Source organism: Actinomycetota bacterium, assembly GCA_040905475.1.
GTDB lineage: Bacteria > Actinomycetota > AC-67 > AC-67 > AC-67 > DATFGK01.
Genome location: JBBDRM010000108.1, coordinates 1 through 23921 on the forward strand (window position 1 = coordinate 1; position 23921 = coordinate 23921).

At 67.0% G+C, this 23921-nt stretch carries 22 protein-coding genes, 1 tRNA gene and 2 pseudogenes; 7 read left to right on the forward strand and 18 right to left on the reverse strand.

All coding sequences use genetic code 11. The features are described from left to right. Nucleotides 1–202 precede the first annotated feature (202 nt). Nucleotides 203–787 (forward strand): SRPBCC family protein, encoded by a 585-nt coding sequence (locus WEB06_12715; protein MEX2556476.1) that lies wholly within the window; start codon nucleotides 203–205, stop codon nucleotides 785–787. Between the two features lie 29 nt (nucleotides 788–816). Here WEB06_12715 and WEB06_12720 read toward each other — a convergent pair whose 3' ends face one another. From WEB06_12720 to WEB06_12740, 5 genes and pseudogenes are all read right to left on the reverse strand, one after another. Further along, nucleotides 817–1896, reverse strand: a complete 1080-nt coding sequence (locus WEB06_12720; GenBank protein MEX2556477.1) for an HD domain-containing phosphohydrolase — start codon at nucleotides 1894–1896, stop codon at nucleotides 817–819. Then, entirely contained in the window at nucleotides 1893–3479 is a 1587-nt protein-coding gene (locus tag WEB06_12725; GenBank protein MEX2556478.1) for an ATP-binding protein, read from the reverse strand. Before WEB06_12725 ends, WEB06_12720 begins: the two co-directional genes overlap by 4 nt. Next, nucleotides 3451–4200: pseudogene (locus WEB06_12730) on the reverse strand (PAS domain S-box protein). Before WEB06_12730 ends, WEB06_12725 begins: the two are co-directional and overlap by 29 nt. A gap of 849 nt (nucleotides 4201–5049) precedes the next feature. Further along, entirely contained in the window at nucleotides 5050–5178 is a 129-nt protein-coding gene (locus WEB06_12735) for a hypothetical protein (GenBank protein MEX2556479.1), read from the reverse strand. A gap of 11 nt (nucleotides 5179–5189) precedes the next feature. Further along, a complete protein-coding gene (locus WEB06_12740; GenBank protein ID MEX2556480.1) occupies nucleotides 5190–5516 on the reverse strand; it encodes a hypothetical protein in 327 nt (108 codons plus the stop codon). A 172-nt stretch (nucleotides 5517–5688) separates the two neighbouring features. Here WEB06_12740 and WEB06_12745 point away from each other — a divergent pair, with 172 nt between their 5' ends. Next, the gene (locus WEB06_12745) at nucleotides 5689–6339 is read left to right on the forward strand and encodes a methyltransferase domain-containing protein (protein MEX2556481.1); all 651 of its coding nucleotides are present in this window, start codon (nucleotides 5689–5691) and stop codon (nucleotides 6337–6339) included. Nucleotides 6340–6389: 50 nt separating this feature from the next. On the opposite strand, the gene WEB06_12750 is transcribed toward WEB06_12745, so the two are convergent. After that, nucleotides 6390–6518: transfer RNA gene (locus WEB06_12750), tRNA-OTHER, on the reverse strand. Here WEB06_12750 and WEB06_12755 point away from each other — a divergent pair. From WEB06_12755 to WEB06_12770, 4 genes are all read left to right on the forward strand, one after another. Continuing rightward, nucleotides 6485–6982, forward strand: coding sequence for a nucleotidyltransferase domain-containing protein (locus WEB06_12755; GenBank protein MEX2556482.1), 498 nt, complete (start codon nucleotides 6485–6487; stop codon nucleotides 6980–6982). The genes WEB06_12750 and WEB06_12755 overlap by 34 nt on opposite strands. Before the next feature lie 456 nt (nucleotides 6983–7438). Next, entirely contained in the window at nucleotides 7439–7876 is a 438-nt protein-coding gene (locus tag WEB06_12760) for a MerR family transcriptional regulator (GenBank protein MEX2556483.1), read from the forward strand. Beyond that, complete coding sequence (locus tag WEB06_12765) at nucleotides 7873–8151, forward strand: thioredoxin family protein (GenBank protein ID MEX2556484.1); 279 nt, start codon at nucleotides 7873–7875, stop codon at nucleotides 8149–8151. The genes WEB06_12760 and WEB06_12765 overlap by 4 nt, the downstream gene beginning before the upstream one ends. Nucleotides 8152–8806: 655 nt before the next feature. Continuing rightward, nucleotides 8807–8941: a hypothetical protein gene (locus WEB06_12770; GenBank protein MEX2556485.1), complete on the forward strand. Its 135-nt coding sequence runs from the start codon at nucleotides 8807–8809 to the stop codon at nucleotides 8939–8941. A gap of 76 nt (nucleotides 8942–9017) precedes the next feature. On the opposite strand, the gene WEB06_12775 is transcribed toward WEB06_12770, so the two are convergent. The 12 genes and pseudogenes from WEB06_12775 to WEB06_12830 form a co-directional block, all read right to left on the reverse strand. Next, on the reverse strand, nucleotides 9018–9500 hold the full coding sequence (locus WEB06_12775) for a hypothetical protein (GenBank protein ID MEX2556486.1): 483 nt from the start codon (nucleotides 9498–9500) through the stop codon (nucleotides 9018–9020). A 21-nt stretch (nucleotides 9501–9521) separates the two neighbouring features. Beyond that, nucleotides 9522–11399 carry a DUF4012 domain-containing protein gene (locus WEB06_12780; GenBank protein ID MEX2556487.1) on the reverse strand — a complete coding sequence of 626 codons (1878 nt, stop codon included), beginning with the start codon at nucleotides 11397–11399 and terminating at the stop codon, nucleotides 9522–9524. Then, nucleotides 11396–12775, reverse strand: coding sequence for a hypothetical protein (locus WEB06_12785; GenBank protein ID MEX2556488.1), 1380 nt, complete (start codon nucleotides 12773–12775; stop codon nucleotides 11396–11398). Before WEB06_12785 ends, WEB06_12780 begins: the two co-directional genes overlap by 4 nt. After that, complete coding sequence (locus WEB06_12790; protein ID MEX2556489.1) at nucleotides 12759–13985, reverse strand: glycosyltransferase family 4 protein; 1227 nt, start codon at nucleotides 13983–13985, stop codon at nucleotides 12759–12761. Before WEB06_12790 ends, WEB06_12785 begins: the two co-directional genes overlap by 17 nt. Next, nucleotides 13982–14932, reverse strand: coding sequence for a glycosyltransferase family 2 protein (locus WEB06_12795; GenBank protein MEX2556490.1), 951 nt, complete (start codon nucleotides 14930–14932; stop codon nucleotides 13982–13984). The genes WEB06_12790 and WEB06_12795 overlap by 4 nt, the downstream gene beginning before the upstream one ends. Further along, a complete protein-coding gene (locus WEB06_12800) occupies nucleotides 14929–16209 on the reverse strand; it encodes a hypothetical protein (GenBank protein MEX2556491.1) in 1281 nt (426 codons plus the stop codon). The genes WEB06_12795 and WEB06_12800 overlap by 4 nt, the downstream gene beginning before the upstream one ends. 1 nt (nucleotide 16210) lies before the next feature. Continuing rightward, nucleotides 16211–18232 carry a glycosyltransferase gene (locus tag WEB06_12805; protein MEX2556492.1) on the reverse strand — a complete coding sequence of 674 codons (2022 nt, stop codon included), beginning with the start codon at nucleotides 18230–18232 and terminating at the stop codon, nucleotides 16211–16213. Beyond that, nucleotides 18229–19065: a class I SAM-dependent methyltransferase gene (locus WEB06_12810; protein ID MEX2556493.1), complete on the reverse strand. Its 837-nt coding sequence runs from the start codon at nucleotides 19063–19065 to the stop codon at nucleotides 18229–18231. The genes WEB06_12805 and WEB06_12810 overlap by 4 nt, the downstream gene beginning before the upstream one ends. Continuing rightward, a complete protein-coding gene (locus WEB06_12815; GenBank protein MEX2556494.1) occupies nucleotides 19062–20639 on the reverse strand; it encodes an oligosaccharide flippase family protein in 1578 nt (525 codons plus the stop codon). Before WEB06_12815 ends, WEB06_12810 begins: the two co-directional genes overlap by 4 nt. After that, nucleotides 20632–22065, reverse strand: coding sequence for a sugar transferase (locus WEB06_12820; protein MEX2556495.1), 1434 nt, complete (start codon nucleotides 22063–22065; stop codon nucleotides 20632–20634). The genes WEB06_12815 and WEB06_12820 overlap by 8 nt, the downstream gene beginning before the upstream one ends. Before the next feature lie 96 nt (nucleotides 22066–22161). Then, nucleotides 22162–22557 carry a response regulator transcription factor gene (locus WEB06_12825; protein MEX2556496.1) on the reverse strand — a complete coding sequence of 132 codons (396 nt, stop codon included), beginning with the start codon at nucleotides 22555–22557 and terminating at the stop codon, nucleotides 22162–22164. Nucleotides 22558–23149: 592 nt separating this feature from the next. Further along, nucleotides 23150–23428 (reverse strand): annotated as a pseudogene (locus tag WEB06_12830) (ATP-binding protein). Nucleotides 23429–23609: 181 nt separating this feature from the next. Between WEB06_12830 and WEB06_12835 the strand changes: the two are divergent. Beyond that, a partial coding sequence (locus WEB06_12835; GenBank protein ID MEX2556497.1) for an alpha/beta hydrolase occupies nucleotides 23610–23921 on the forward strand: 312 nt, incomplete at its 3' end.

Consider the following 23921-nt stretch of genomic DNA (forward strand, 5'->3'; position numbering starts at 1 on the left):
CCTCCTCCCACGACTTCGTGCTCGTGCCGATCACTTCCGTGACGCGATAGATGCTTTCCGCCATGTTCCCTCCCTCGGTCCGGGCTCGCAGGATACCTCCAAGGTGTCTTCGGACTCGACTGGGCTCGAGTGTCACCTCTGCTCGGACCACGGCTAACGTCCGATGCATAGCCCGCAACAGGCGGGAGATCGAGGGGGACGCATGGCAACCGATGAAGGGGACGGCAACGTGCTGCCGGCCGGCCGGGAGATCGCCTTTCGCAAGACCATGAAGATGGGCGCTCCGCCCCAGGCGGTGTACGAAGTGCTCGCGGACGTTCGCAGCCACCTCGAATGGGGCGGCAACCGCGGCAAGAAGAACTTCCGGCTCACGGGTATCGAGGTCGGAGACACGCCCGTCCACCAAGGTTCGGAATGGTCGAGCACAGGCATCGCCCCCGACGGCACTTTCCGGGATCGATCGGTCGTGACCGAGGCGTCGCACCCGAGCACCTTCGAATTCGTCACGGACGCACACGTGAGCTTCAAGGAGGGCGATGAGGGCGACTGGAAGGTCGTCAACCGGTACGGGATCAAGCCCGATGGCTCGGGTTCGGTGGTCACCTACTCGCAACGGTTGACCCACGCGACCGTGCTCGGCCCGATGAAGATGATGCTGAACCCGTTGCTCGCCGCCGTGGGCCGGATGATGGTGGGAGCACTCATCAAACCCTCGATGCAGAATCTCGCTTCGATGGCCAAGGAGCGGAGCGCAAGGGCTGACCGTCGAAAGTCAGCCCCCCTGTAGCCCTAACCTAGGGGGTTATGGATCGATGACTAGTCAGCGACCGCCGGCTGCAGGTCGTGTGCGATGGCCATCACGTCGTTCAAGGAATCGAGAAAGAGATCGAGGACTCGCGGGTCGAACTGTGTTCCGCGACCTTCACGCATGATCTCGACAACTTGTCCGAGCGGGAAGGCAGGCTTGTATGACCTCTTACTGCTAAGAGCATCGAAGCAATCGGCCACCGCCGCGATCCGCCCTTCGATCGGGATGGCCTCTCCTGCCAGCCCCTTCGGGTATCCGCGCCCATCCCATCGCTCGTGATGGGTCAAAGCGATGTCCGCGGCTAGGTCCAGCAAGCCCGCATTGGTGCCGGTAAGCAGCCGGTACCCTACCTCGGAATGCTGTTTCATCACCTCGTGGTCGGCCTCCGAGAATCGCCCTTTCTTCTGCAGGACTCGGTCTGGGATCGAGATCTTTCCTACGTCGTGAAGCCGGCTGGCGAGATGGATCTGGGCACAGCGCTCGGGTTCGAGCCCCATCTTGCCGGCGAGAAACCCCGCGTAAGAGCTCATTCGTTCGATATGTCCCGCCGTCTCGAAATCCCGAACCTCGGCCGCCATGGACAGGCGCCTGACCATCTCCTCGATCGACGAGCGGAGGCTGTTATCGGCGCGTTCGACCTGTCGCACCGAGTTCCATAGATCTGCCGTGCGGTCGCGTACCGTCTCGACGAGCTGATGCCGCTGCAGGCGATTTTCGACCTCGAGGCGTCGGCGGCGGAGCGCGTTGTCGACGTTGATGAGGACCTCGTTCCGCCTGAAGGGTTTGACGATATAGCCGTAAACGCCGGTTTCGATCGCGACGCCAGCCTGGGCCGGATCATCGACCCCGGTCACCATGATTATCGCGGTTTCGGGATGCTCAGACAGAAGCTGCTGGACGAAGTCCAAGCCGGACTCGCCGGGCATGATGATGTCGCAAAGGACGAGATCGAAATCTCGCGACGAGAATGCCGAGCGCGCGGCAGTGGCGTCCTCCGCCTGGATACACGAATGGCCGTTCCGTTCTAGAAGGCGGACGAGAGAGCGGCGCACCAGCTCCTCGTCGTCGATGACGAGCGTCCGAATCATCGTTCGGCGCCCAACGCGGGCGATCGGTTGGCTCTGCGCCCTTCCAGCATCGATCGGAGCCGACGGAGCAGCTGTTCGGACGAGAACGGCTTCTCGATGAGGGGGAAGCCGAAAGAAGCGGCGCCGCGACCGAGCACATCCTGCGGGTAGCCGGACATCAGCAGGATCATGGTGTTCGGGCGTATCGACTGCATCTTGTCGGCGAGCTCCACTCCCGACATCACCGGCATGACGACATCGGTCACGAGCAGATCGATCGGACCGGCATGCGAACGCGCGATCGCGAGGCCCTCGGCGCCGGCGGGGGCCGAGAGCACGACATACCCCTGCGTCGCCAAGACACGCGCAGTCGATTCCCTGACCTGGGGTTCGTCCTCGACCAGGAGGATCGTCGCCCCCGGTACGCCGCCTTGGATGGGCACGTCTTCCACAGCTGGCTCAGCTTTTGCCTCCGAACTAGCGGGAAGGTAAACGCGCACGACGGTGCCCATGCCGGGCTCGGAGTAGATGCGAACGTCCCCTCCCGCCTGCGTCACGATCCCGTGCACGGTCGCGAGTCCCAAACCCGTCCCCTCTGCCTTCGCCTTCGTGGTGAAGAAGGGCTCGAACGCTCGAACCACCACATCGGGCGCCATCCCGATCCCGTCGTCCGTAACCGTCATGCATGCATAACGCCCGGGCGGGAGCGCCCACGGCTCTATGTCCGTGCCGGAAGAGAAGTCCACATTCGTGGTCTCTATCGAGATGACGCCGCCTTCGTGCAAGGCGTCTCGAGCGTTGATGATGAGATTCATCAACACCTGGTCGACCCCAGTCGGGTCGGCCTTCACCGGCCAGACATCGGGCGTCAGTTTGGTCCGGATCTCGATGTGCTCACCGACGGTGCGACTCAGCATCTTTTCGAGATCGCCGACGATGGCGTTGATGTCGAGGATCTCCGGCTTGACGACCTCTCGCCGTCCGAAGATGAGCAACTGGTGCGTCAGAGTCGCGGCGCGTTCGCCCGCGCGTATGATCTCTTGCACATCGCTGCGAACTGTTTCGGCTCCCGGGTCGTCGGCTATCAGCCCCGCGTAGTTGAGGATCGCGGCGAGCAAGTTGTTGAAGTCGTGGGCGACTCCACCGGCGAGCTGGCCGAGACTCTCGAGCCGTTGCGACTGCTGTAGCCCGAGAAGCTCTCGTTCCTTCTCGCCACGCTTCCGGTCGGTCGCGTCTCGCACGGCCGCCGAAACGATGACGCCCTGCTCGGTTTCGAGGGGAGACAAAGATATGTCCACGGGAAACTCGGTGCCGTCCTTCCGCCGCGCGATCAGCTCAAGGCCCGTCCCCATCGGCCGGGTGGATGGGTCGACGAAGTAACTTGCCCGCATCCCCGAATGGCGAGCGCGGAAGCGCTCGGGGAGCAGCATCTCGACCCTGTGACCGAGCATCTCTTCGCGCGCGTATCCGAACATCGTCTCTGTCTGACGGTTGACTACGCGGATGACGCCTTCCGCGTCCACGACCACAACCCCATCGGGGTGCGCCTTCCAGCAGCCCCTGAAGCTTCTCGTCTGCGCGTTTGCGATCAGTGATGTCCCGATGGATGCTGGCGAGCCCGACCACGGTCCCCCGACCGTCGCGTATCGGCGACACGCTGATCGAGACGTCTATCGATACCCCGTCTTTCCTCGTTCGCGCCGTCTCGTAATATGCTTCGATGCGCTCTCCTTTCGCCGCCCGCGCGAAGATCCGGTCCTCTTCGGAGGCTTCGCGAGACGAGAACATGTCGCGCACGTCACGGCCGACGGCCTCGTCGCTCGAATAGCCATAGATGTGCTCGGCGCCCGGGTTCCAGCCGGTGATCATTCCCGTGATTGTCGTTCCGATGATCGCGTCTCGCGAAGAGCCGACGATCGCCGCGAGGGACGCACGGGCACTCTCGGCCGCCGCCCGTTCCGTCACATCGCGTACCCAGGCGGACACGAGCCGCCCCTCGTCGGTTTCGAGCGGCGACAATGAGATGTCGACCGGGAACTCGCTGCCGTCTTTCCGACGAGCCGTAAGCTCGAGGCCGGCGCTCGTCGGCCGCGTTTGTGGGTCTGCAAAATAGCTATCCCTCAGGCCCTGATGGAATAGAGCGACGCGTTCCGGAACCAAGATTTCGATCGGACGACCAAGCAGCTCCGCTCTGCCGTAGCCGAACAGCTGCTCCGTCTGACGGTTCACCAGCCGGATGGTTCCACCGGTGTCGACGACGATCACGGCGTCGGGCACGCTTTCGATCAAGCGCTGGAAGAGCAAGGTCGACTCGGTCATCAGCATTCACTTCCTTTGCGCGCGAACAACATCAATGGCAATTATCGGTCCGAATGGTCATTCACCTGAGGACGTGCTCGTTCATTCATCGCTTCGCGGGCAAATCGCCTCAATCTTCGTCCGGGCTAGTCACGGCCAGTGTCGCGCGCGCCCGAAGGGTGATGGAAGGCGTAGGGACCGTGATGCGATTCAGTGCGATGAGCCCACAGGGATTCCATCGGTTCGGACGATGGTGAAGTCGTCACCGGGCTTCGATACTCCGACTGTGGATCGGAGGACGGTGTGACAAAGTGATGAGGCTAGGCGCGATTCGACGTGTTGCGCTGCTTTTCTCGTTGCTCCTAGTCACGATGATTGGCTTCCGAACGTACGTCTCACACACCGGCCACGTCGGCTTCAAGACGGGGGCTCCGATACTCCACGTCACCGGCGACGCCGTACGCGCAACAGGAATGTCGCCGGGGGATGTTCGCTACACGACGATCACGGTCGCGAACAGGGGGACCGTGCCGCTCCGATACACTCTTCGAACGAGCGGATCGGGGGTGCGAAGATCCGACCTGTCCACGGCGCTGCGCGCGGAGATGCGCGCGGTTGCGACCGCGTGTGGCGCTGAAGCTTTCTCGCTCTCCGCGGACCGCATCGCCGCCGGCCAGCTTGGGTCGGTCGCGGTCTCACGGCCGAGGACTGTGCGGGCGGGTGAACGAGACGTCATCCGCACGAAGGTGGCGTTGCCCCGCGAAACCAGAGGTGAGTTCCAAGGTATCCGGGCAGAGATTTCGTTCTCAGTATTCGCGGTTGCGTTCTCATCGTCACCCCAAACAGGCTTCACGGGGCTGGGTCGCACGCCGGGCATCAGCCGCCGGTGAGCTCCCGCTGCGTTTGCGCCTGCCTTCGCCGCCCGAACGCGGTCAAGCCCTGAGGTTTGTAGATATTCAGCACCAAGACCACGAGCAGCACCATCATCCCGCCGATCGAGTGCAACAGAGTGCCTCCTAGCTCGCGGAGACGGCAACCGGAGTGGTCGGGGCGCGTGCGAGGTCGGCGAATTGGCCGATCGTGCTCAACTCGATCAGCAGCACGATCGTCGCGATGACCGTCACGATCAACGAGATCAACACCCAGTAATGCCGAAACAAGCCCCATTTCGCGCCCAGAGACATGACCAACCCGGTGGCCAGCGTCGCGACGGCGACCGGACCGATCACTCCCTCCCCGATCATCTCCATCCCGAGGTACGCTGGAGCGACGACGCGGGAGGAGACGCCGCCCACCCGCGACTTGCAAAGTACCGCCTTCTCGATGCCTTCCATCTCAGGCATCGTTCCCCCTCCTTCGACGAGGTAGGAACCCTACGTGACGGTGATGGTCCCCTTCATGCCCTGTGGATAATGATCGTCGACGTGGCAGCCACCGATCACGATCCCGAGAGTCGAGAAGGTAGGCCGTATGCTCGCCGTCGTACCCTGTCCTCGCCCAGGGAGGTATTTCGCGGTGCGTCGAGCTCCGACGGAGGAGGACCGAGAGAATCAGAACGCCCGGCGTCGGCGGGTGTGGGACAAGAAAGCTCCGGGATACGACAAGGAGATCGGGTGGTTCGAGCGGCACGTCCTCGGTCTCGATAACCGAAGCTGGGCATGCGCCCGAGCCCAAGGCCAGGTGCTCGAAGTCGCGGTCGGAACAGGCCTCAATATTCCGCTCTATCATCCCGACGTCCGGCTATCTGCGATCGATCTCAGCTCCGGCATGCTCGAGATCGCACGGCAAAGGGTCGCGGCGCTCGTCCGGCCCGTGAATCTCTGCCAAGCAGATGCACACGAGCTACCGTTCGCGGACGAAGCCTTCGACTCGGTCGTTTGCACCTTCTCGCTCTGCAACATCCCCGACATCGCGCGAGCCGTCGCCGAGATGTACCGAGTCCTCAAGCCGGGCGGGCGTCTGGTCCTAGTCGACCACATCCGGAGTGCAAACATCCTCGTGTACGCCATCCAGAAGGCGATCGAGTTCCTATCGGTGCGCATCGATGGGGATCACATGACGCGCAGGCCTCTCGACCAGGTCCGAGCCCAGGGCTTCGAGATCTTGGAGGACGAGCGCTATCGACTGGGAGGAATCATCGAGCGCCTCGTCGCGCGGAAGTCCTGATGCACGCACCCGAGACTCACGAAGCGATGACCTGAGCACCGATCCGTGAGTGCGCCCGGAGAGATTCGAACTCCCATGTTTCCAGGGCGATTCTCTCGTCTCTCGGCGCTCGCCGGCCCTATATACGATCAGACATGATCGAGGAATGGGGACCGGACCGGAGTTGATCAAACGGGCGCGCCGGGCGGCCGGGTTGACCCAGGCCGAGCTTGCGCGTCGAGCAGGCACCGTTCAATCCGCGATCGCAGCTTACGAGTCAGGCTCCAAGACACCGACGGTCGATACGCTGACGCGTCTGCTCGAGGCGGCCGGTCAACAACTCGGCAGCAGCCCCGTCCCCTCGAGAAGTCGAGGACCCCATCTTGCCCGATCGATCCGCGCTCACCGCGACTCGATCATCGCGACGGCGGCTGCACATGGTGCCTCGAACGTGCGCGTATTCGGGTCGGTCGCGCGTGGGCGGGCTCGCCCCGGCTCGGACGTCGACTTGCTGGTCGACATGGACCACGATGCGTCCTTGCTCGACCAGGTTCGCCTGCGGCGTGCGCTCCAGGAGCTCCTCGGGACGGAGGTCGACGTTGTGACGTCCGGGAGTCTGCTGGAACGCGATGCAAACATCCTCGATGAGGCCGTTCCGCTCTGATGGTACCGAAACGCCGCGCGCTCGATGAACTCCTCGCCGACATCGAAGACGCTGCCGCAGAGCAGCCGAGCTCGTACGTCGCGGTCAGGCCGCGTGGTTAGAATCGGTTCACACCGGGGCGCCCGGGGTCGGGAAATTCGATGAGCACCCCCGGGGAAATTTCGGTGAGCCGCGTCATGATGAAGGAACCGTCGTCAGGCTTCGGTTTCCAGACTTACTCTTTTTCGCTCGCCGCGACCCTAAGGGCTGGGCGCGGGCTCATCAGATGGAGCGGCGAACGGAGATCGAGCCCAGGTCGGCAAGCCTTGGAGACCCGTTCTGACGTGCGCATCTGTCAGTCGTCCTAAGGTGGACAGCTCGGACCTAAGTGACGAGCTCCGCGAGACCATTTCTCGTAAAAAGGCAATGCTAGCCTTGCTTGACCTTGGAGCGCGCTCCAAGGTTTAGAGTACGGCCATGAGCCTTACCGTCGCCAAACTTGCAGACCGTGCCGGGCTAAGCCCAGACACCATCCGCTACTACGAACGAGCCGGCCTGCTTCCGGAGCCCGAACGCTCGCAAGCAGGATATCGCCTGTACGAGGAGCGGCTTCTCGAACGCCTGCGCTTCATCAAAGGCGCGCAGCGTAGCGGCTTGCGACTCTCGCAGATCCGCGAGCTTCTCGAGATCATCGATCGTGGCGCGTGTCCCTGCGGACACACCGAATCGATTCTTTCGCAGCGGATAAGTGAGATCGACGCAGAGATCGCTGAGTTGAAGGCCGTTCGGCAAGAAATCGTTCAGATACGGGAGCGGCTTCCATCCGTTGTCGAATGGCCCGAGACCTCCGATACATGGCCGTGCGAACAGGCTTTCATCGAAGTCGGAGACATCCAAAGGAGGAAACGAGCATGAGCAAACGACAGGTTGAAGTCTTTACTGCGGGCTGCCCGGTGTGCGAGCCAGCCGTGCAGATCGTCAACGAGCTTGCGTGTCCCGACTGCGAGGTGACCGTGTACAACCTCCTTGAGTCGGGCTCGGACCGCGCGGAGAGCTACGGTATCAGGACACTGCCGACCGTAGTCGTGAACGGCTCAGTCGTATCCTGCTGCGAGAACCGCGGCCCCGACCGGGACGAACTAGCGGCAGCAGGTATCGGCAGTCGCATAACTCCGAATGCAACGTCCTAACGACCAGCGGACGATCTCTCACACGAGCTCTCACCCAGGTCGCTGTCGGGAAGGGGGGATCTGAACCCCCGGCCTCCACGTCCCGAATGCCCCAGGCCGCGATACTGCTACCAGCGACTACGAGCCGACAAGGTACGCGACCTGCGATCCCGCGCTTCTCGTTCGTCCGAGATCATCTCACCGAGGCGCGTTCATTCTTTCCCCTCTTGCGGGGACGAATAGGAGACACGTCTGCGAGCCGCTCCACGGTCCGCGCGGGAAGGGAATGACCTCCTGCGTTGGTTTCAAGCGTCCGGGGGCTCCGTTCGCGTTCCCGGTATGGGGACGCGAGACTCAGGCCGTCGCTGTTGGTTGGGCGCGCGTGGCTCGACGGGTTCACATGATCGCGTTTCGGCATGCGGTCGTGAGTGGCAATCCTCAGCGAGGCCGCGTCGTCCCCTGAGGCTCATTTGTCCTGGGCCCCGCGTTTGCACGATTCTGGGCCGTAACGGCGAACGCGCTGGGGTCGTTTCCCGATTAGTGTGACCGCGGTCCCCAGAGTTCAGGCTCCGACGCGCCCTACGATCCACGGCCGAGGCACTGGGTCGACGAGTGGCGAGAGCGATGAGGCTCGCGCTCGACGAAGCCGTCTCACTCCCGATGGGGGGAGGACCTGATGTTGGGGATCCGCGTCAGACGTTTGAGCCGTGCAGAGGCGTACGAACTGCTCCGGGGACGGAGCTGGCCCGTGCTCCTGGTCGACATCTTCCATGGGGCGCTCTGGATCGCGCTTCCGTTCACATTTCGCTAAGCGTCTCCTCGTTCGTTAGCTGACGGGGAGTCTGCGTCCCGCCGGCCTAGTCTCTGCGAACGACGTGCTGCGGGACTCATCCTGCTCGCGGGCCTCGTCGACGGACCACGAAGGCTCCGGCCACGCCGGTCAGGACGAGCGCCCCGATGATGAGGTACGGGAGCAGCGACTGCCCGCCTCCCGTGAAGGGACGGCGAGCCTGCCGCACGACCACCGTGACTGTGACGGTTCCCAGCGAGCGGCCCTCTGAGGTTGCGGATATGTCGTGGCGGCCCGGAGTGGCGACGAGAGGGATGTTGAAGGAGGCGCGGAACGTGCCGTCGGAGGCGGCCGTGATCGAGGCGACGTCGACCGGGTCAGCGCCGTCGAAGGTGATCGTGACGGTGGCGTTCGGTGTCGCGCCTCCGCCTTGCACGGTCACGAGCTCACCCGGCCGGACCACGGACTTGTCGATCACGAGCGGCTGGGGTACCGGGGGATAGGTTTGCGCGGTCGCGGTCGCGGACGGCGACAGCGCCGCGAGCGCAAGCGCGATCCCGGCTGCGGAGATCTTGATCATGGCGATCTTCCTCCTTCTGTCTCAGGTGTTACTACGAGCGAGCACGAACTCGAGGCGATCCTCGGCGAGGAGCGGGAATCCCTCTCGCGCCGCGCCTCTCCCGTCGACGCGAAACTCAGGCGGGACTCTCAGGAACCGCCACCCGGCCGGCGCCCCGACGAGGATCTCGAGCTGATCCGGGTGCGCGGTGGCCTGCGGCCGCACTAGCAGGCTGTAGAACATGAGATCCGACTCGATCCGCGCGGCCCCGGCGCGTTGGAGCTCGTATGCGAGCGTGACGGCTTTCCCGCGATCGATGTCGACCTCCTGGGAGAGGGCGAGGGCGCCCAGGTCGACCTGCGCCTCGGCGAGCGTGGGACGATCGTTGAGCGTTGCCCGCGTGAAGGCGTAGCCGCCCGCGAGGTACAGGGTCTGGAACTGTCGGTTCTGGCCGGCGCGGAAGCGCGCGTCGTGGGGTCCCTGAACATACTCAGGAAGCCTCGGGGGCGCCTCGTTTCGGAGTGTCAGCGACGCGGTGGCCAAGGCGTCGCCGTCGGGCAGGAGACGAACCTCGTATCGGATGTCCCGTCTGAGGAAGGCGTCGAGCTTGTTGCCTGCGACGTTCACGCCGACGGGCATGAGATAGTCACCGTCGCGGGGAGCAGCTGCGCTACCGGTGATCCCCAGCGACGCGAACGCGCCCTGGTCGGCCGGGTCCGTCGAATACGCCTGGACGTGGCGGCCTCTAGCCGCTTCCGTGAGCGCGGTGAGCGTCCGTGCCGGCGACGTGCGGAGACCGCGCACGAGCGCGGCGAAGGTCTCCGCCGCCGCGGCGGCGAGGAACCGGCTCCGAGCGGCATTGTCGGACGCGAAGCTCTGGTAGGCCCGGATCATGGTGACGTCGGCGACGTTGTCGGCGGCCAGGTGCACGCCGCTCACGGCGATCGGACCGCTGGCCTCGAGCACCTTCGCGGCGGCGAGCGGATCGACGGCTATGACGCCATCCATGCGGGCCCCGGTGGCATGCGAGTAGAGGTCCACGATCACCGCGGCCGCCGTCGGGAAGTCCGGCGGAACGTTGACCGCCGTCCAGTCGCGATCGACGCCGAAGCGACGGTAGCGGTCGGCGGCATCTCCGGAGAGTGCGACGGCGCCGGTCGTTCGCGCCTGGAGCGCGCCGATCGGGGAGACGGAGACCAGGCGAGGACCGTCCGGACTTGATTCGAGGAGGCCGTACTGGCCGATCAGCCCCCCTGTCCCGCGTAGCTCGGCCGGGTTCTGGAAGGCGAGGAAGTAGCGCACGGAACCCGCGGATCCGTAGAAGCGGGCCGCCAGTCCGAGGGCCCGGCCGGACGCGTCGGCGGAGCGCCGTGCAGCCCGCACATCGGTGAGAAACGCGCGCCGACCGCTCCCCGACAGGACGAGGGAAGCCGAATCCCGCACCTTCCGGCTCGCTTCCTGGAGGGTGTGCGCGAGCCGTAGGAAGGCATGCGACGCTGCGTCGAGCCGGGGGCCGTCGATGCGTCCGGAGACGAGCGGATCTGCTGCCGCGGCGGCATCACGCGTCGCGTCGAGGACGGCTCGTCCTTCCGTCGCGATCGTATACGCGACCCTGAGGTCCCGGCCGAGGATCGGCAGGCGGCCCAGTGGTGCCAGCGGCCATCCGGAAAGCCGCGAGATCGCCTTTTCGGTGAGTGTTGCCGCGCGATCGATGAGGACAAGCCGATCTTGCGGCGAGCTTGAGGAAAGTGGTTCGGCGCCGGCGCCGCCCAGGATGCGCCGCGCTCGTTCGAGGGCGCGCCGCGCCTCGGCGGCATGCAGCGTGGCCTGGGCGGTGACTGCTGCGGCGCCTGCCAGGACGACCATGGCGATCGCCACGCGCACGCGGCGACGCGGCCGGGTCGCGCTTCGTTCGCTCACCCCGACGATCTCCTCGCAGCACCGAGAGCGGAGAGGTTGGTCGTGCCACCGTCGGCGTAGTAGTAGGCGTCTGTCTGTCGGCCGCGAACGCCCACCAGCACCACGCCGGCGATCTTGACGTCCAGTTGCCGAAGGGCCGCGAGGGCCGCACGGGCGTCGTTCGCGCCGGTGGCGCCGGCGCGAACCACGAACAGGACGGCGTCGACGTGTTGGGCGAGGACGCGCGTGTCCGATACTGCGAGCGCGGGCGGCGCGTCGATGAGCACGTGCTCGTAGTCGCCGAGAGCTCCGGAGACCGATCGCGCGAACTCCGATGCGCGGGCGGAGTTTGCCTGCCGCTTGCCATCACTTAGGACGACCGTGAGGTTCGGGGAGACGTCGGCGGATCTTAGCGGCGAGCGGCTCGAACGGCCCCCGGCGGGGTCGATCCTCGCCCCTGCGGCGGGTGGGAAGTGTCGCCATAAGGCCGGCCGGTGGAGGTCTCCTTCGACGAGTGCGGTCCTTCGTTCTTGCTCGGCGAGGGCGAGAGCGAGTTGCCCGGCCACCGTCGTCTTGCCCTCCTCGGTCCGGGTGCTGGTGATCAGGATCCGGCGGTGGCCCTCGCGTTCGGCGATCGAGGCAAGAGTGACGGCGAGGCTGCGGCACGGCTCGGCAACGGCGGGAACCGTGTGCCACAGGCGGACGTCTACCTCTCGCGCGCGTCGCCGGAGGTACGGGAATGTACCCAGTGTCGGGACTCCCAGTTCGCGCTGGACGTCCCCTGTCGTGCGGATACGCGGGTTCAGGGATTCGAGCGCGAAGGAGACGCCGATCCCTACAAGGAGTCCGACGAGGGCGCCGAAGGAGACGTTGACGGCCATCCGCGGCGAGTCGAGGGACCTGGGCGGGACCGCGGGATCGACGAGCTCCAGGCCAACGTGTTCCCCGGCCGCGCCGGAGAGCGTCTCCACCCGTGCTGCGAGAGCGTCGGCGACCGCGTTGGCGAGTTGCGCGGCGCGGGCGGGGGTTGCCGCACGCGCGTGCAGGGATAGGACTTGCACGCCCGGCTGCGCCTCGGCGGTCACCCGCCCGACGACGTCGCGCGGCTCGAGGCCGGCGCGGGTTGCCGCTTCGAGTGCGATCGATCGGGTTTCCGCCAGCTGCCGATAGGAGGTGACGAGGCTTTGAGCGAGCGAGGCGTACGCGATGTCGGCCCCCGGCTCGCCGCTCGGGCTGGTGCTTCCGACGAACATCGTCGCAACGGCTTCGTAGCTGGGAGGCATGACTCGCGTGACGGCGGCGGCGCCGCCCATCCCGGCGACGACGGTCAGGAGCACGATCCAGGCGCGACGGCGCGCGAGCGCGAGCCAGGAGGAAGGATCAAACCGCTCGTCCATGGGATTCCCTTCTCGAAGGCCAGTGGGAGGCGTTGCGATTTCGAGTGATCGTTCGCATCCGCGGGAGCGTCGCGAGGGGCGAGCAGGCCACCTCGTCCCACGCGGCGCGGACGCCATCGGCGATCCGGTTCCAGTCGAACAGCGCGGCACGTTCGACCCCCGACCGAGCGAGCGACGCGGCGAGGGCAGGTCGCTCTCGCAAGCGCGCCATCGCTTCGGCGAGCGCTGCCGGAGACTCCGGCGGGACGGTGAGCCCGGCCGCGCCGATCACGTGCGGGATCTCGCCGACGGTGGTGCCGATGACCGGCACGCCACAGGCCATGGCCTCGAGGAGCACGCGGCCGAATTGCTCGCGCAGCGGGATCCCGCTCCAGGGCACGACGCCACGCTGAACGGTCTCCACCGAAGGAAGGACAAGGGCGTGCAATCGACGCAGGATGCGCGCGAGAGCGTCGTGAGTTTGCCATGGATGGAGTTCGATCCGCCCGGCACGCCGCGCCGCTTCGCCTTGCAGCCAGGGGCGTAACGAGCCGTCGCCGACGAGGAGCAATCTGCACCCGATCCGGTCGGACGCAGCGACCAGGTGGAGGAGCCCCTTGTGGGGTTCGAGCCGGCCGGCGAAGCCGACGGTGAACGGGCCCTCCGGCACGGATCGGCGCGGCCGGAAGTGCGCCACGTCGACTCCAAGCGGGGTGATCTTCGCCTTGCCCCGGTATCCCTTTGCGCGGAGCACCGAACGCGCGGCCGGCGTTATGGGCAGGGCGAGCGCGACCTGCCGGTAGGCGTAGCGCTCGAACCGGGTGAACGGCGGGGGCAGGCGCATCACGACGTTCTGCGCCGCGTACAGGCTGATGGGGGTCCTGGGGAAGACGCGATTGCGGAACCCGATGGTTTGTCTGGTGGCCAGGTATGAGGCTTCGCCGATGACGTGGATCACGTCGGGGCGGGCTTCGTGGAGCCAACGCCACGACCCCGGCGCGAACAGCACCGACGCCATATGGCCGGTCGCGTCCTCGCCGATCCAGTATTTGGCTTCATGGAAGTGCACGTTGGGATGTCTGTCGGCGAGTCGCGCCAGTTGTTTCCGCGCGAGGGGCGAGATGTCTGCCGTCTGGAGCAGGAGCTCCGTGTCCCTTTGACGGGCGAGCGCATCGAAGAAGGATGCCCAGTGCTCGGTGCGTTTCCCGACGACGACCATGACGACCCTCATGCGGCGCTCCTTCGGATCGCGCCGGATTCACCGACGACCAGCCGCGCCACGACCGCCCAGGCCCGGGCTCTACGAGCCATGGCGCTTCTGTCGCGCGCGAAAGCCGCCCTGAGTCCACCGAGCGCCATCCCGAGGAGCGCCCGCATCAGAACCACGGCGCGCACGATCGCGTAGGTGTGGGGTCGATGGATCGCCTGGAAGCGCAGCAGGCTCCGATACAGATGCGGCCACAGGTGGAGCGGATCGGCGCTGCTTGCTCCGCCCAGGTGCACCGCTTCGACGGAGGGCAGGTACACGACCCGGGCGCCGCGCTGGCGCGCCCGGAAGCAGAGCTCCTCGTCCTCGTAGTACAGGAAGTAGCCCTCATCGAGCCCGCCGACCTTGCGGAGAAGGTCGCCGCGGACGGCAAGGCAGGCCCCCGAAACCCAGTCCACCTTCACCGGCTCCGCCCCGGCACGGCAGGCGTCGTAGTTGCGGCGCCGTTCCCCGCGCGCGATCCGGCGACGCAGGGCCGGCGGCATCAGGCTGCCGCCGAAGCGGCTGGCCAGCACGGTCGCAGCGGTCTCGAAGGGATGGGCGCTCACGGCCACGCGGCCGTGCCCGTCACGCAACCGTGGAGCCACCACCCCCACGTCCGGATTCGCGACGAGATGGTCGAGGAGACCGCGGATCGACTCCGGCGGAGCATGGCAGTCGGGATTGACGAGCAGGACCGCCTCAGCATCGATCTGCGCGAGCGCCTGATTGACGGCACGCGCGAAGCCGCGATTGTCGGGGTTGACCAGCAGTCGCGCCTCCGGGAATCGCCGGGAGACGAGCTCGGCCGTGCCGTCGGCGGACGCGTTGTCGACGACCCATAGCTCGACGCCGGCCTCGAGCAGCGGCTCGAGGCAGCGGCCGACGAACGGCTCGGAGTTGTGCGTGACGACGATCGCGGCGGCTATCACGCGTCTCTCCCTACACGCTGAGCCTGAGCGAAGGAGCGCGCGAAGCGGTCCGACACCAAGACGAGTGCAGGCACGAGCCCGAGCTCCCAGTGACCGTCGACCGGCCCCGCGAAGGCGGCGGCGACCGCGAAACCGATGAGCAGCGACCGGTACGGCAGCGTCTCGATCCTGCGTCGCCGCAGGGCGATCGCGAGCGGCCACACGAGCAGCGCTAGGCCGATCAGTCCTCCGTTCGCAAGGAGCATCACGTAGAAGACGTGATAGACGGGGCCAACGTCGGTGACACGAAAGCCCGGCAGGAACACCTGCCGCTCCACCTGGCCGAGCCCGCGACCGGCGATCGGCTCCTCCAGGAACGCCTCCATGCCGACGCGCGCCTCGGGTATCCGGTAGCCGCCCGTCCGTTCGAGCCCCACACCGACGAGCTCCGTCCGAGCGCGAACGCCACCCGAGAGCACGACGGCGGTGATTCCGATCACAGCCGCGGCCGCGAGGCTCGTAACGGCCGCGCGCCGCAGACCGACCGCGCGGTGCACGACGAGCACGGCAAGCGCCACGGCGGTCGCGAGCCACATGGCGCGGTATGCGGAGAGCAGGACGTCGAGCGCGAACACGCCGGCGAGCGCGAGAAGCAGCGCGCGTCGCGATCCCCGCGCCGCGGCGGCTACCGCGACCACCGGGGCGAGCGCGAGCGCCGAGAACAGCCCTCCGTGCTGACCGGGAACGGCCATCCCCACGAGCGCGAAGGCGGCCGCGCCGGACAGGTAGAGCACACCGGCTGCGTGGAAACGTCGTGGCGACGTGAGCGTGAATGTGGCAAGGAAGAAGTAGGCCGGTATCACCGCGATCTCGTACGCGGCGACGAGCACGGCGCGCGGCGGATTTCCTCGCGAGAGCCCGTACGCGGTGCCGAGCAATACGCCCGCGGCGAGTGCGAGCATGGCGCGGTCCGCGGGAGTCGGAACGCGGCGCCCCCAGGATCGATCGACGGCGCATCTCAGCGTCAGGGCCGCGACGCCGATACCGAGGGCGGCTGCGTGAACGGCGACGACCGTCTCGACCCGGTCGGCTCCCAGCGCGCCCGAGATCACGGCACCGCCGAGGATCGACACGGGGAGCACCGCCCACGGCCAGCGGACGAACACCCAGGCAACGAGCCCGCCACAGAGCCCCATCCCGACGGCGGCGACGGATCCCTTGGTCAGCGCCAGCGCAACGAGCGCTCCGGCCGCGGCCGATGGGGCCAGCGCGATCATGCAGGCGCGGCGATCCTCCATGTCACCGCCCGCCGATCGCCTCGAGCAGGGTGCGCAGCTGCGCACCGCGCGCGTCCCACGTGTTGGCGAGGGCCGCCTTCCGACGGTCCCGAGCGTGACCGGTGTGTGTCGCCTCGGCGAGCGCGACCTCCACGGCGGCGACGAACTCCTCGGCCGTCGCCGCCTCGTGACGCGGCGCATCGAGGCTACGAAACGCAGGAAGCGGTGTGGTCACGACCGGTTTGCCTGCGGCGAGGTACTCGAAGAACTTCTTCGGTAGGACGTAGTCTGCGAGTCCGTCGAGCCGATACGGGATCAGGCCTACGTCGAAGCCGCGGACCAGGTCCGGCATCTCCCGGTAGGGGAAGGGGCCGAGCAGGTGAACGTTCACAAGTCCGTCCAGTCGACGCCGGGCGGCCGGGCTGGACGGGCCGACCAGGACGATGGACCAGTCGGGCCGCCGGGCGGCGACGGCCGCTACGAGCGCCGCGTCGAAGGCTCGTTCGTCGACGGCGCCCGCGTATCCGAGACGCGGCCGCGGGATCGAGGCTAGCGCCTCCGCCTGCGGCCCTTTAGGCCGGAACCGCTCGGGATCGCAGGCGTTGAGCAGCTCGACCGGCCGGGTTCCGTTCGTCGGCAGGTGCCGCGGGAGGGCGGGCGAGGAGACGAGCACTAGGTTTGCCGAGCCGACGGCTCGCCGGAGCGCCCTGCGCAGATGCGGACGGTTCCAGCGCCGGGTGAACGTCCAGTCGAGGTCGGTCGCGTCGTAGACGCGCGCGGATTCGCCAAGACGCCCGACGACCGGCGCGGCCAGGTCCTCGTCGATCCACAGCAGGCGGCGTCCCGGCCGCTCGTCGAGCCAGCGTCGCAGCCTCCGGGCCGCGACGCGTCGGTTCACGAGGTTGACGGCGGGCAGGAGTCTCCCGAGTGGGAGCAGCGTCGCCGGTCGCGCACGCCACAACCCGGGGCCGACCTGCTCGACGGACATCCGCCGCGAAGAACCGAGCCCGGCCGGTTCGACGAAGAGGAGGCGGTAGTCGCGCGCGAGCTGTCGCGCCAGCTCGTGCTGGCGGTGTGCCTCGGACGCCCACGGGATCGCCGCGAAGTAAACGATCCAGGGGCGCACGTCCCAGTCGGGCAGCGGAGCCGGATCGCCGCGAAGCGCCCGCCACACGTCCCGGAGGGGCGGCTCGCCCTCCCGGCGAAGCAGGCGGCGAAGGATCCGGTCCGCCAGAACGACGATCCGGAAGACCACGAGCAGGGCGCGCGGGAGTGTCGTCTGCAGGTATCGGACGAGGCTTCCCAGATGGTGACGCGCGCGTAGCGTGTCGCCGAGGAGGCGCGTGGAAGCACCGAGCTCGTGGACAACCGCGGCCTCCGGCGTCATCCACATGGTCCCACCTGCGCCGGCGATCCGTCGTGCCAGGTCGACGTCGTTGAAGAAGATCGGGTAGCGCTCATCGAGGACGCTCCCGGGGGGCAGGCAGGAGCGGCGGAGCAGCAGACAGCTCGCCGATGGCTGCTCGACGGGACGAGGGCAAGAGAAATCCTCGTCGAGCATCCGGTAGGAGCGGAACCGGCGGGCGAACGGCGGCAGGAACCGGAATCCGGTGGCGAGCGCCAGGGACGAGGCGAAGGTCGGCAGCCGGTAGTAGTGCGGCTGGAAAGAGCCGTCCGGGTAGCGGTAAAGCGGCGCGACACCGGCCGCGTCAGGGTGACGGCGAAGGAAACGGACCAGCGCGCTCAGCGACCCCGGCGTGAGCTGCACGTCCGAGTTGAGGAGCAGGATCATCTTGCCTCGCGCCCCGGCGTAGGCCTGATTCACGCCGGCGGCGTACCCGCGGTTGCCCGAGTTGCGGATGAGCCGGACATCCTCTCGCCCCTCACCGGCCTCCGCGGAGCCGTCGCGAGATCCGTTGTCGACCAGGATGATCTCGTAGCGGGTCCCGTCGTCGACGCTCGAGGCGATGGAGGCGAGGCACCGCTCGGTCGAGGACCGCGTGTTCCAGCTCACGATCAGGATGGAGACATCGGGCGCGGTCATGGCAGCGGGCCTGCGAGGAGGCGGACGTGATCGCCCGATCGAGGGTCGACCGTCCGGAACGATCTCGATCGGACGGCAGCCCGGAGCCCGGCGAGAGCGTCCGTGGTGACTCGGCGCGCCGGGCGGGTGTAGAAGCGGGCGGAAACGGTGTCGCAGTCGGTCACTCGGAACCCCGTCTCTTCGACGAGGCGCGTGAGCGTCGGAGGAGCGAAATGCCACCGGTGGTACTGGGGCTGGAGACCCGGCCACTTGATGCCGTCGGCGTGTGCCGCCGCCGACTCGATGTTGGGCACCTCCAGCGCGAGCCAACCCCCGGATGCGATGAGCTCGCGCGCCTTCACGAGGAACGCGCGCGGGTCATCGACATGCTCGAGCACATGGAAGGCGCAGACGGCGTCGAATGGGCCGTCGAGATCCGCGTCTTCGAATCTCGCACCGACAACGGGGACACCAAGGACATCGTGCGCGTAGCGCGCCGCGGGCTCGGATGCCTCCACTCCGCTCGCCGCTATCCCGGCGTCCCGGGCGGCTTCGAGGAAGAAGCCGCCCGCGCATCCGATCTCGAAGAGCGTGCGAGGGCGCGCCGACCCGCGGAGCCATCGGAGTCTCTGCCGGGCCTCGTAACGCCATTGCGTGGCCCGGGCGAAGTACGAGCGGTATCCGCCGTCGAAGAAGTATCCCTCGCCGTAGGACGGAGTTGGGGTCGCCTCCAGGGTCGTGGAGACGAGGCCGCAGTTGGGACAACGCCGGAGCGGCGATGGATGCGTGAACGCGGGGATCGAACGCGACGACGCGCAGAGGAGGCAGGGTGCCCGATCCGTGATCGTCGTCACGACGCCCCCTTCGCGGCGTGGGCGGGAGTAGGAGCCGCGTCGCGGATCCGAAGCCGCGCAACGGCGCGGGTGATCACGCGCCGGTCTTCCGCGTCGAAGAACCCGAGAGCGATGAGCATCCCGACGCTCAGCAGGACGACGAGACCCGCCCGCGATCCAGCCGCGATGACCGCGGCGAGGCGCTCCGCCGGGATCGGGCTCCGTCCCAGAGCGATCCACGAGACGAGGGCCGCGCAGCCGGCGGCCGCGAACGGCTTCCAGATCGCCTCCAATACGGGGCCGAACGCACGCCCCGAGGAGCGGTGGAAATGCCAGAAGAAATATGCGGTAGCGGCGACGTATGCCAGCGTGGTCGACAGTGGGACGCCGGGCGGACCGAGAGCGACGAGCAGCGGGACCGTGAGCACCACGTTGAGACCCGCAGCGAGGAGCGCGTATCGCGTCTCCCGCTCCGGTGCACCCTCCGCGCGGGTGACCGCAGACGCGGCACCGCTCGCAAGGTTGACCGCGTATCCGGGAGCGAGCAAGCAAACCGTCGCGACTACCATGGGAACCCGACGCCCGAGCCACAACACCACCAGCGGATCGGCGCTGGCGACGAGGGCCGCTGCCGCCACCGCGGCGAACATCGCCAGGTACCTCGTGGTGCGCACGTAGGTGCGGTCGAGCGCCGCTCGATCTCCTCGGGCGTGCAACGCAGCCGCCGCGGGGAAGACTGCGATGATGACGTACGTGGGCGCCAGGCGAAGAACGTTCGCCAACCTGCTGCCCAGATCGAACGGCGAGACGGCCGCAGTCGACGAGAACGCGCCGAGGACCAGGCGATCGGCGTCGTTGTTGATCACCGCGGCGCCGCTCGAAAGCTGAACCCGCCAACCGTAACGAAGGGCCGTCAGCACGGCGTTCCGGTCGATCGCCCGAATGCTGGGTCGCATGCCGCAGGCCCACCGTCGTGCAGTGACGAAGAGCAGCGATAGGCGGAGGACGCTGCCGGTCAGCACGGACCAGCCCAGCCCCGCGAGGCCGTGGCCGGCCGCGACAAGCGCGACTCCCCCGGCGCCTCCCGCGATCGCACTGGTAACAGTGATGAACGCGACGGAACGCAGACGCTGGGTGCCCTCCAGAGCCGCGCGCCACGGCGACGCGAGCCCATCCACCATGAGCGACGCGACGAGGAGCAACGCCGCCGCCCGTCCTTCTCCGGCGAGGTCACTTAGATCGAAGACGTGCGCGAGGAGCGGCCAGCCGAGCGCGGCGGCGAGGCCGACAACCAACGCGAGGCCGGCCGAACAGACCATCCCGAGAGCGAGGACCGCTCGGGCCCGTCGAGGATCGCCCCCTCCGGTCGCGCACGCAACCTCGCGGACCTGCGCGGAGCCCAGTCCAAAGTCGAGAAGGCCGGCGATCGCCGCAAGGCCGAGCAGGAGCGCCCAGAGACCGAAGCGGCGTGAGCCGAGCATCCCGTAGAGGGCAGGCACGGTCACAAGCCCCACGACTCCCGTGACGACGCGACCGCCGAGCAGGGCTGCCGCGTTTTGGGCAACCCGCGAGCCGTGAACCGTCGGCCTATCCATGCGGGAACCCTCGGAGAAGGTCCCGCGCGGTCGCCGCGATCAGACGCAGGTCGAGTCGGACAGAGAAGCTCGTGAGGTAGAGAAGGTCACAGCGAAGCTTGTCGGCAGGCGTGGCCGAATAGCCGGCCACGAGCTGGGCGAGGCCCGTCAACCCTGGTTTGAGCAGCGTTCTGGCTTGGTAGTCGCGGATCCCACGGAATCCCGAGGCGAGCTCCGGTCGCTCGGGGCGTGGTCCGACCAGGCTCATCTCGCCTCGCAAAACGTTCCACAGCTGGGGCAGCTCATCCAGATGCGCGCGCCGGAGGAAGCGTCCGAGCAGGGTCGCTCTCGGGTCGTCGGGCGACGCGAGCACCGGTCCCGTCTCCCGCTCGGCATCTGCCTGCATGGAGCGGAACTTGTAGAGGATGAACGGTCGGCCACCTTCGCCGAGTCGGATCTGGCGATAAAGCATGCCTCCGCGGGAGCTGAGGATGGTCGCCATGCCCACGATCGCCATGAGCGGCAGCACGGCGGGAGTAGAGAGGAGAACGAGCCCGACGTCGAGCGCTCGTTTGACCCGACGATGCCGGCCTCTGAAAGCGAGAGGGCGCAACGCTACCCAGGGGCGTCCGGCCAGGCGAACGATCGGATCACGGACCGCCAGGCCGAATAGAGGATCGGCGAGCACAAGGATCCGCGCTCCGAACAAGGAGCACGTGCGCACGAGGTGAAGGTCGAGAGCGTGCAACGGCGACGCGACAAGAACGATTGAGGGTCGGTGAGCCGTGAGCGCGGCGGCGAGCAAGCCTGGCTCGAAGGGAGGAGCCAGCCGCGCGACGATCTGAACGTCCCCACCCGGCGTCTCTTCCCGATCGAACTCGCCGGCGTCGCCGTCCGCGAGGAGGAGCGCGGACGGTCGACGGCCGTTCGTCCGGTGACTGGCGACGGCCGCCCCCTCGACGACGAAACCCACGAAGGCGAACGCCGCCAGTACGGCGAGCGGCGCCTCCTCCGAGACGGCGCTCGACCACACCCATCCCAACCCCAGCGCCAGGCCCATCCCCGTCGCGCTCGCGAAGGCGAAGGATCGGATGAGCTCTCCTACCGAGAGGAACGCGTCGACGGCGAACCCGTCTGCGAGGAAGACGAGAACGAGAGTGATGGCGATCAAGCCGACCGCTCCAACCAACCGGGGTGAGGTGGAGTCGACCGTGAGACCACAGCCCACTCCGATCACGAGGAGGGCGACGGCCGCGGAGCCGAGGATGCGAGAAGGTTCGACCGAGGTCGAGCCTTCAGGGGAGACAGTGAAGGTGGACGTGCGATCGGTCGCGAGCGTCGAACGCACGCCGTCACGAACCGTCAACCCCGCCGCTTGGATCCCCAACGCGTTGGGCGGCGACACGCCGATGTCATCGCGGAGATGAATCTCGAGGCGCTGCGCCATGAGATGCCTCCCCCTTCCCGACGTCGGCGAGCCTTCGCCTGTCCAAAAGTGCTTAGCAATTCCCATAGCGGGTCCCGCGGGCGTGTGGCGTCGTCATCAGCCCGGTGCCTCTCCGGCGCCGTAACCCGGTTCCGCGATCCGGCGAAGCACGCGAACGATGTCGTCCGGATCGAACGGCTTGGTCAGGAACCAGTCGCACCCGGCCTGCCAGCCCGCCCAGGTCGTGACGTCGTCGGTCTTCGCCGTGAGCATCACGACCGGGATCCGCTCGGTTTCGTGCGCACCCCGGATGTCGCGCAGGACCGCGATGCCGTCTTGCCCGGGAAGCATGATGTCCAGGATCACCGCGTCGAACCGCCCCGACCGCAGGCTCGGGACCGCGCTCTTGCCGTCTCCGAAGGTGGCGACCTCGTAGCCCTCCAGCGCCAGGATCGTTTTCAGCATGGAGCCGATCGCGGGGTCGTCCTCGATCACCGCCACACGCTGCGCCACAGGGTTCTCCCGCTAAAGGGTCGGTTCGCCACCGGCGGGCCGCTGTCTTCGGAGATGCGATGGCCCGCGTTCGTGGTAGCAGTCACGTGGGGCGGGCCGAGAGCCGGGAGCCGGCAGGCTTGTGCAGAGGGAACGCCGAGCAGGTGCCAAGACGTCGGGTTCGGCCTCCGACGAACGGTAGCTCGTCCGGCCGGAGCATTGCGCTTGCAGGCCCGACTCAATCGCCATTGCCCTCACGCTCCTCAGGGCTTCCGGTTACACCCAGCGCCGGGCAGTGGCGGCATGGCCACGCGTTGTGCTCTCAGGAAACATCAACCAACAGACACACGCAAGCAAGACAAGCCAATGTCCTCTCTAACTGAATGGCCGTTCATTGGAGATTCGTTGTGCGTTCACCGTGCATAGGCGGGGCTTCAACGCCGGGGCATTCCTGAGCGCGACCGGCAGATCCCGTTCCGAGCCTGTCGAGACTTCGAGCCGATGCTCACGTACGTCAGGTGTCAGTTTCGCCGAGAGAGGTTCAGTGTGATGCCGTCGCGCCGCCGAGGAAGGGATGAACCCTCGAAGACGATGCGTAGCCCGAGGGCGTCAGTTAAGGCCGTGACATCGCCGGTCGCGACAATGGGACGTCCGGCGCGCGCTGGTTGTCATTCATCCCTTCTTCCAGCGTGAAGTACACGGTCGCACCCCGGCCGACCTCGCCTTCAGCCCTATGCACGATTCGTTGAACGGTGGCTAGTCCGATTCCCGTTCCCTCGAACTCGCGAGCGGCGGGAAGGCGCTGGAACACGCCGAAGAGCTTCGGGGCGTCGGCCACGCCACGGTGGTCGCGTCCTATGTCGAACCCTGCCCCTTCGTCGCGGACGAAGTAGACGACCGGATGGACAGCGTTCTGTAATGGGGGATCCGGGGCTCCTCACGATCGCGCTCGAGAATCTCCTCGGCAATGCGTGGAAATTCACTCGCAAGCGCCAACTTGCCCGCATCGAGTCCGTGCTGGGGCCACACCAAACTCCTGCACGCTATTCTTAGTCCCGCCGACCTGAGGTGCGATGGAAGACACGGCTGTCTCCACCGACGGAATCCCTCTCCGTTTCGAGGCGCGAGGATCGGGCGCTCTCGCCCTCGTGTTCGTGCACGTCTGGTCGTGCGATCGAAGTTACTGGAAGCCGGAGCTTGATTACTTCGCGGACGAATTTCAGGTCGTGGCAATCGATCTCGCTGGGCACGGCGAATCAGGGATGGGACGAGACGATTGGACGATGCCGGCCTTCGGGGACGACGTCGTCGCCGTCGCTGATCATCTAGTTGTAGTTCCCACCGAGGTTGTTTACATAGGGAGAGCCTCCCTGCACGGTTTGGGC

Bases quoted from the DNA above. Each gene is read 5' to 3' on its own strand.
- WEB06_12815 (MEX2556494.1), bottom strand. From the start codon at position 20,639: ATGGATAGGCCGACGGTTCACGGCTCGCGGGTTGCCCAAAACGCGGCA.
- WEB06_12805 (MEX2556492.1), bottom strand. From the start codon at position 18,232: ATGACCGCGCCCGATGTCTCCATCCTGATCGTGAGCTGGAACACGCGG.
- WEB06_12760 (MEX2556483.1), top strand. From the start codon at position 7,439: ATGAGCCTTACCGTCGCCAAACTTGCAGACCGTGCCGGGCTAAGCCCA.
- WEB06_12715 (MEX2556476.1), top strand. From the start codon at position 203: ATGGCAACCGATGAAGGGGACGGCAACGTGCTGCCGGCCGGCCGGGAG.
- WEB06_12740 (MEX2556480.1), bottom strand. From the start codon at position 5,516: ATGCCTGAGATGGAAGGCATCGAGAAGGCGGTACTTTGCAAGTCGCGG.
- WEB06_12755 (MEX2556482.1), top strand. From the start codon at position 6,485: ATGGGGACCGGACCGGAGTTGATCAAACGGGCGCGCCGGGCGGCCGGG.
- WEB06_12800 (MEX2556491.1), bottom strand. From the start codon at position 16,209: ATGGAGGATCGCCGCGCCTGCATGATCGCGCTGGCCCCATCGGCCGCG.
- WEB06_12785 (MEX2556488.1), bottom strand. From the start codon at position 12,775: ATGGACGAGCGGTTTGATCCTTCCTCCTGGCTCGCGCTCGCGCGCCGT.
- WEB06_12720 (MEX2556477.1), bottom strand. From the start codon at position 1,896: ATGATTCGGACGCTCGTCATCGACGACGAGGAGCTGGTGCGCCGCTCT.
- WEB06_12775 (MEX2556486.1), bottom strand. From the start codon at position 9,500: ATGATCAAGATCTCCGCAGCCGGGATCGCGCTTGCGCTCGCGGCGCTG.
- WEB06_12765 (MEX2556484.1), top strand. From the start codon at position 7,873: ATGAGCAAACGACAGGTTGAAGTCTTTACTGCGGGCTGCCCGGTGTGC.
- WEB06_12790 (MEX2556489.1), bottom strand. From the start codon at position 13,985: ATGAGGGTCGTCATGGTCGTCGTCGGGAAACGCACCGAGCACTGGGCA.
- WEB06_12820 (MEX2556495.1), bottom strand. From the start codon at position 22,065: ATGGCGCAGCGCCTCGAGATTCATCTCCGCGATGACATCGGCGTGTCG.
- WEB06_12770 (MEX2556485.1), top strand. From the start codon at position 8,807: ATGTTGGGGATCCGCGTCAGACGTTTGAGCCGTGCAGAGGCGTACGAA.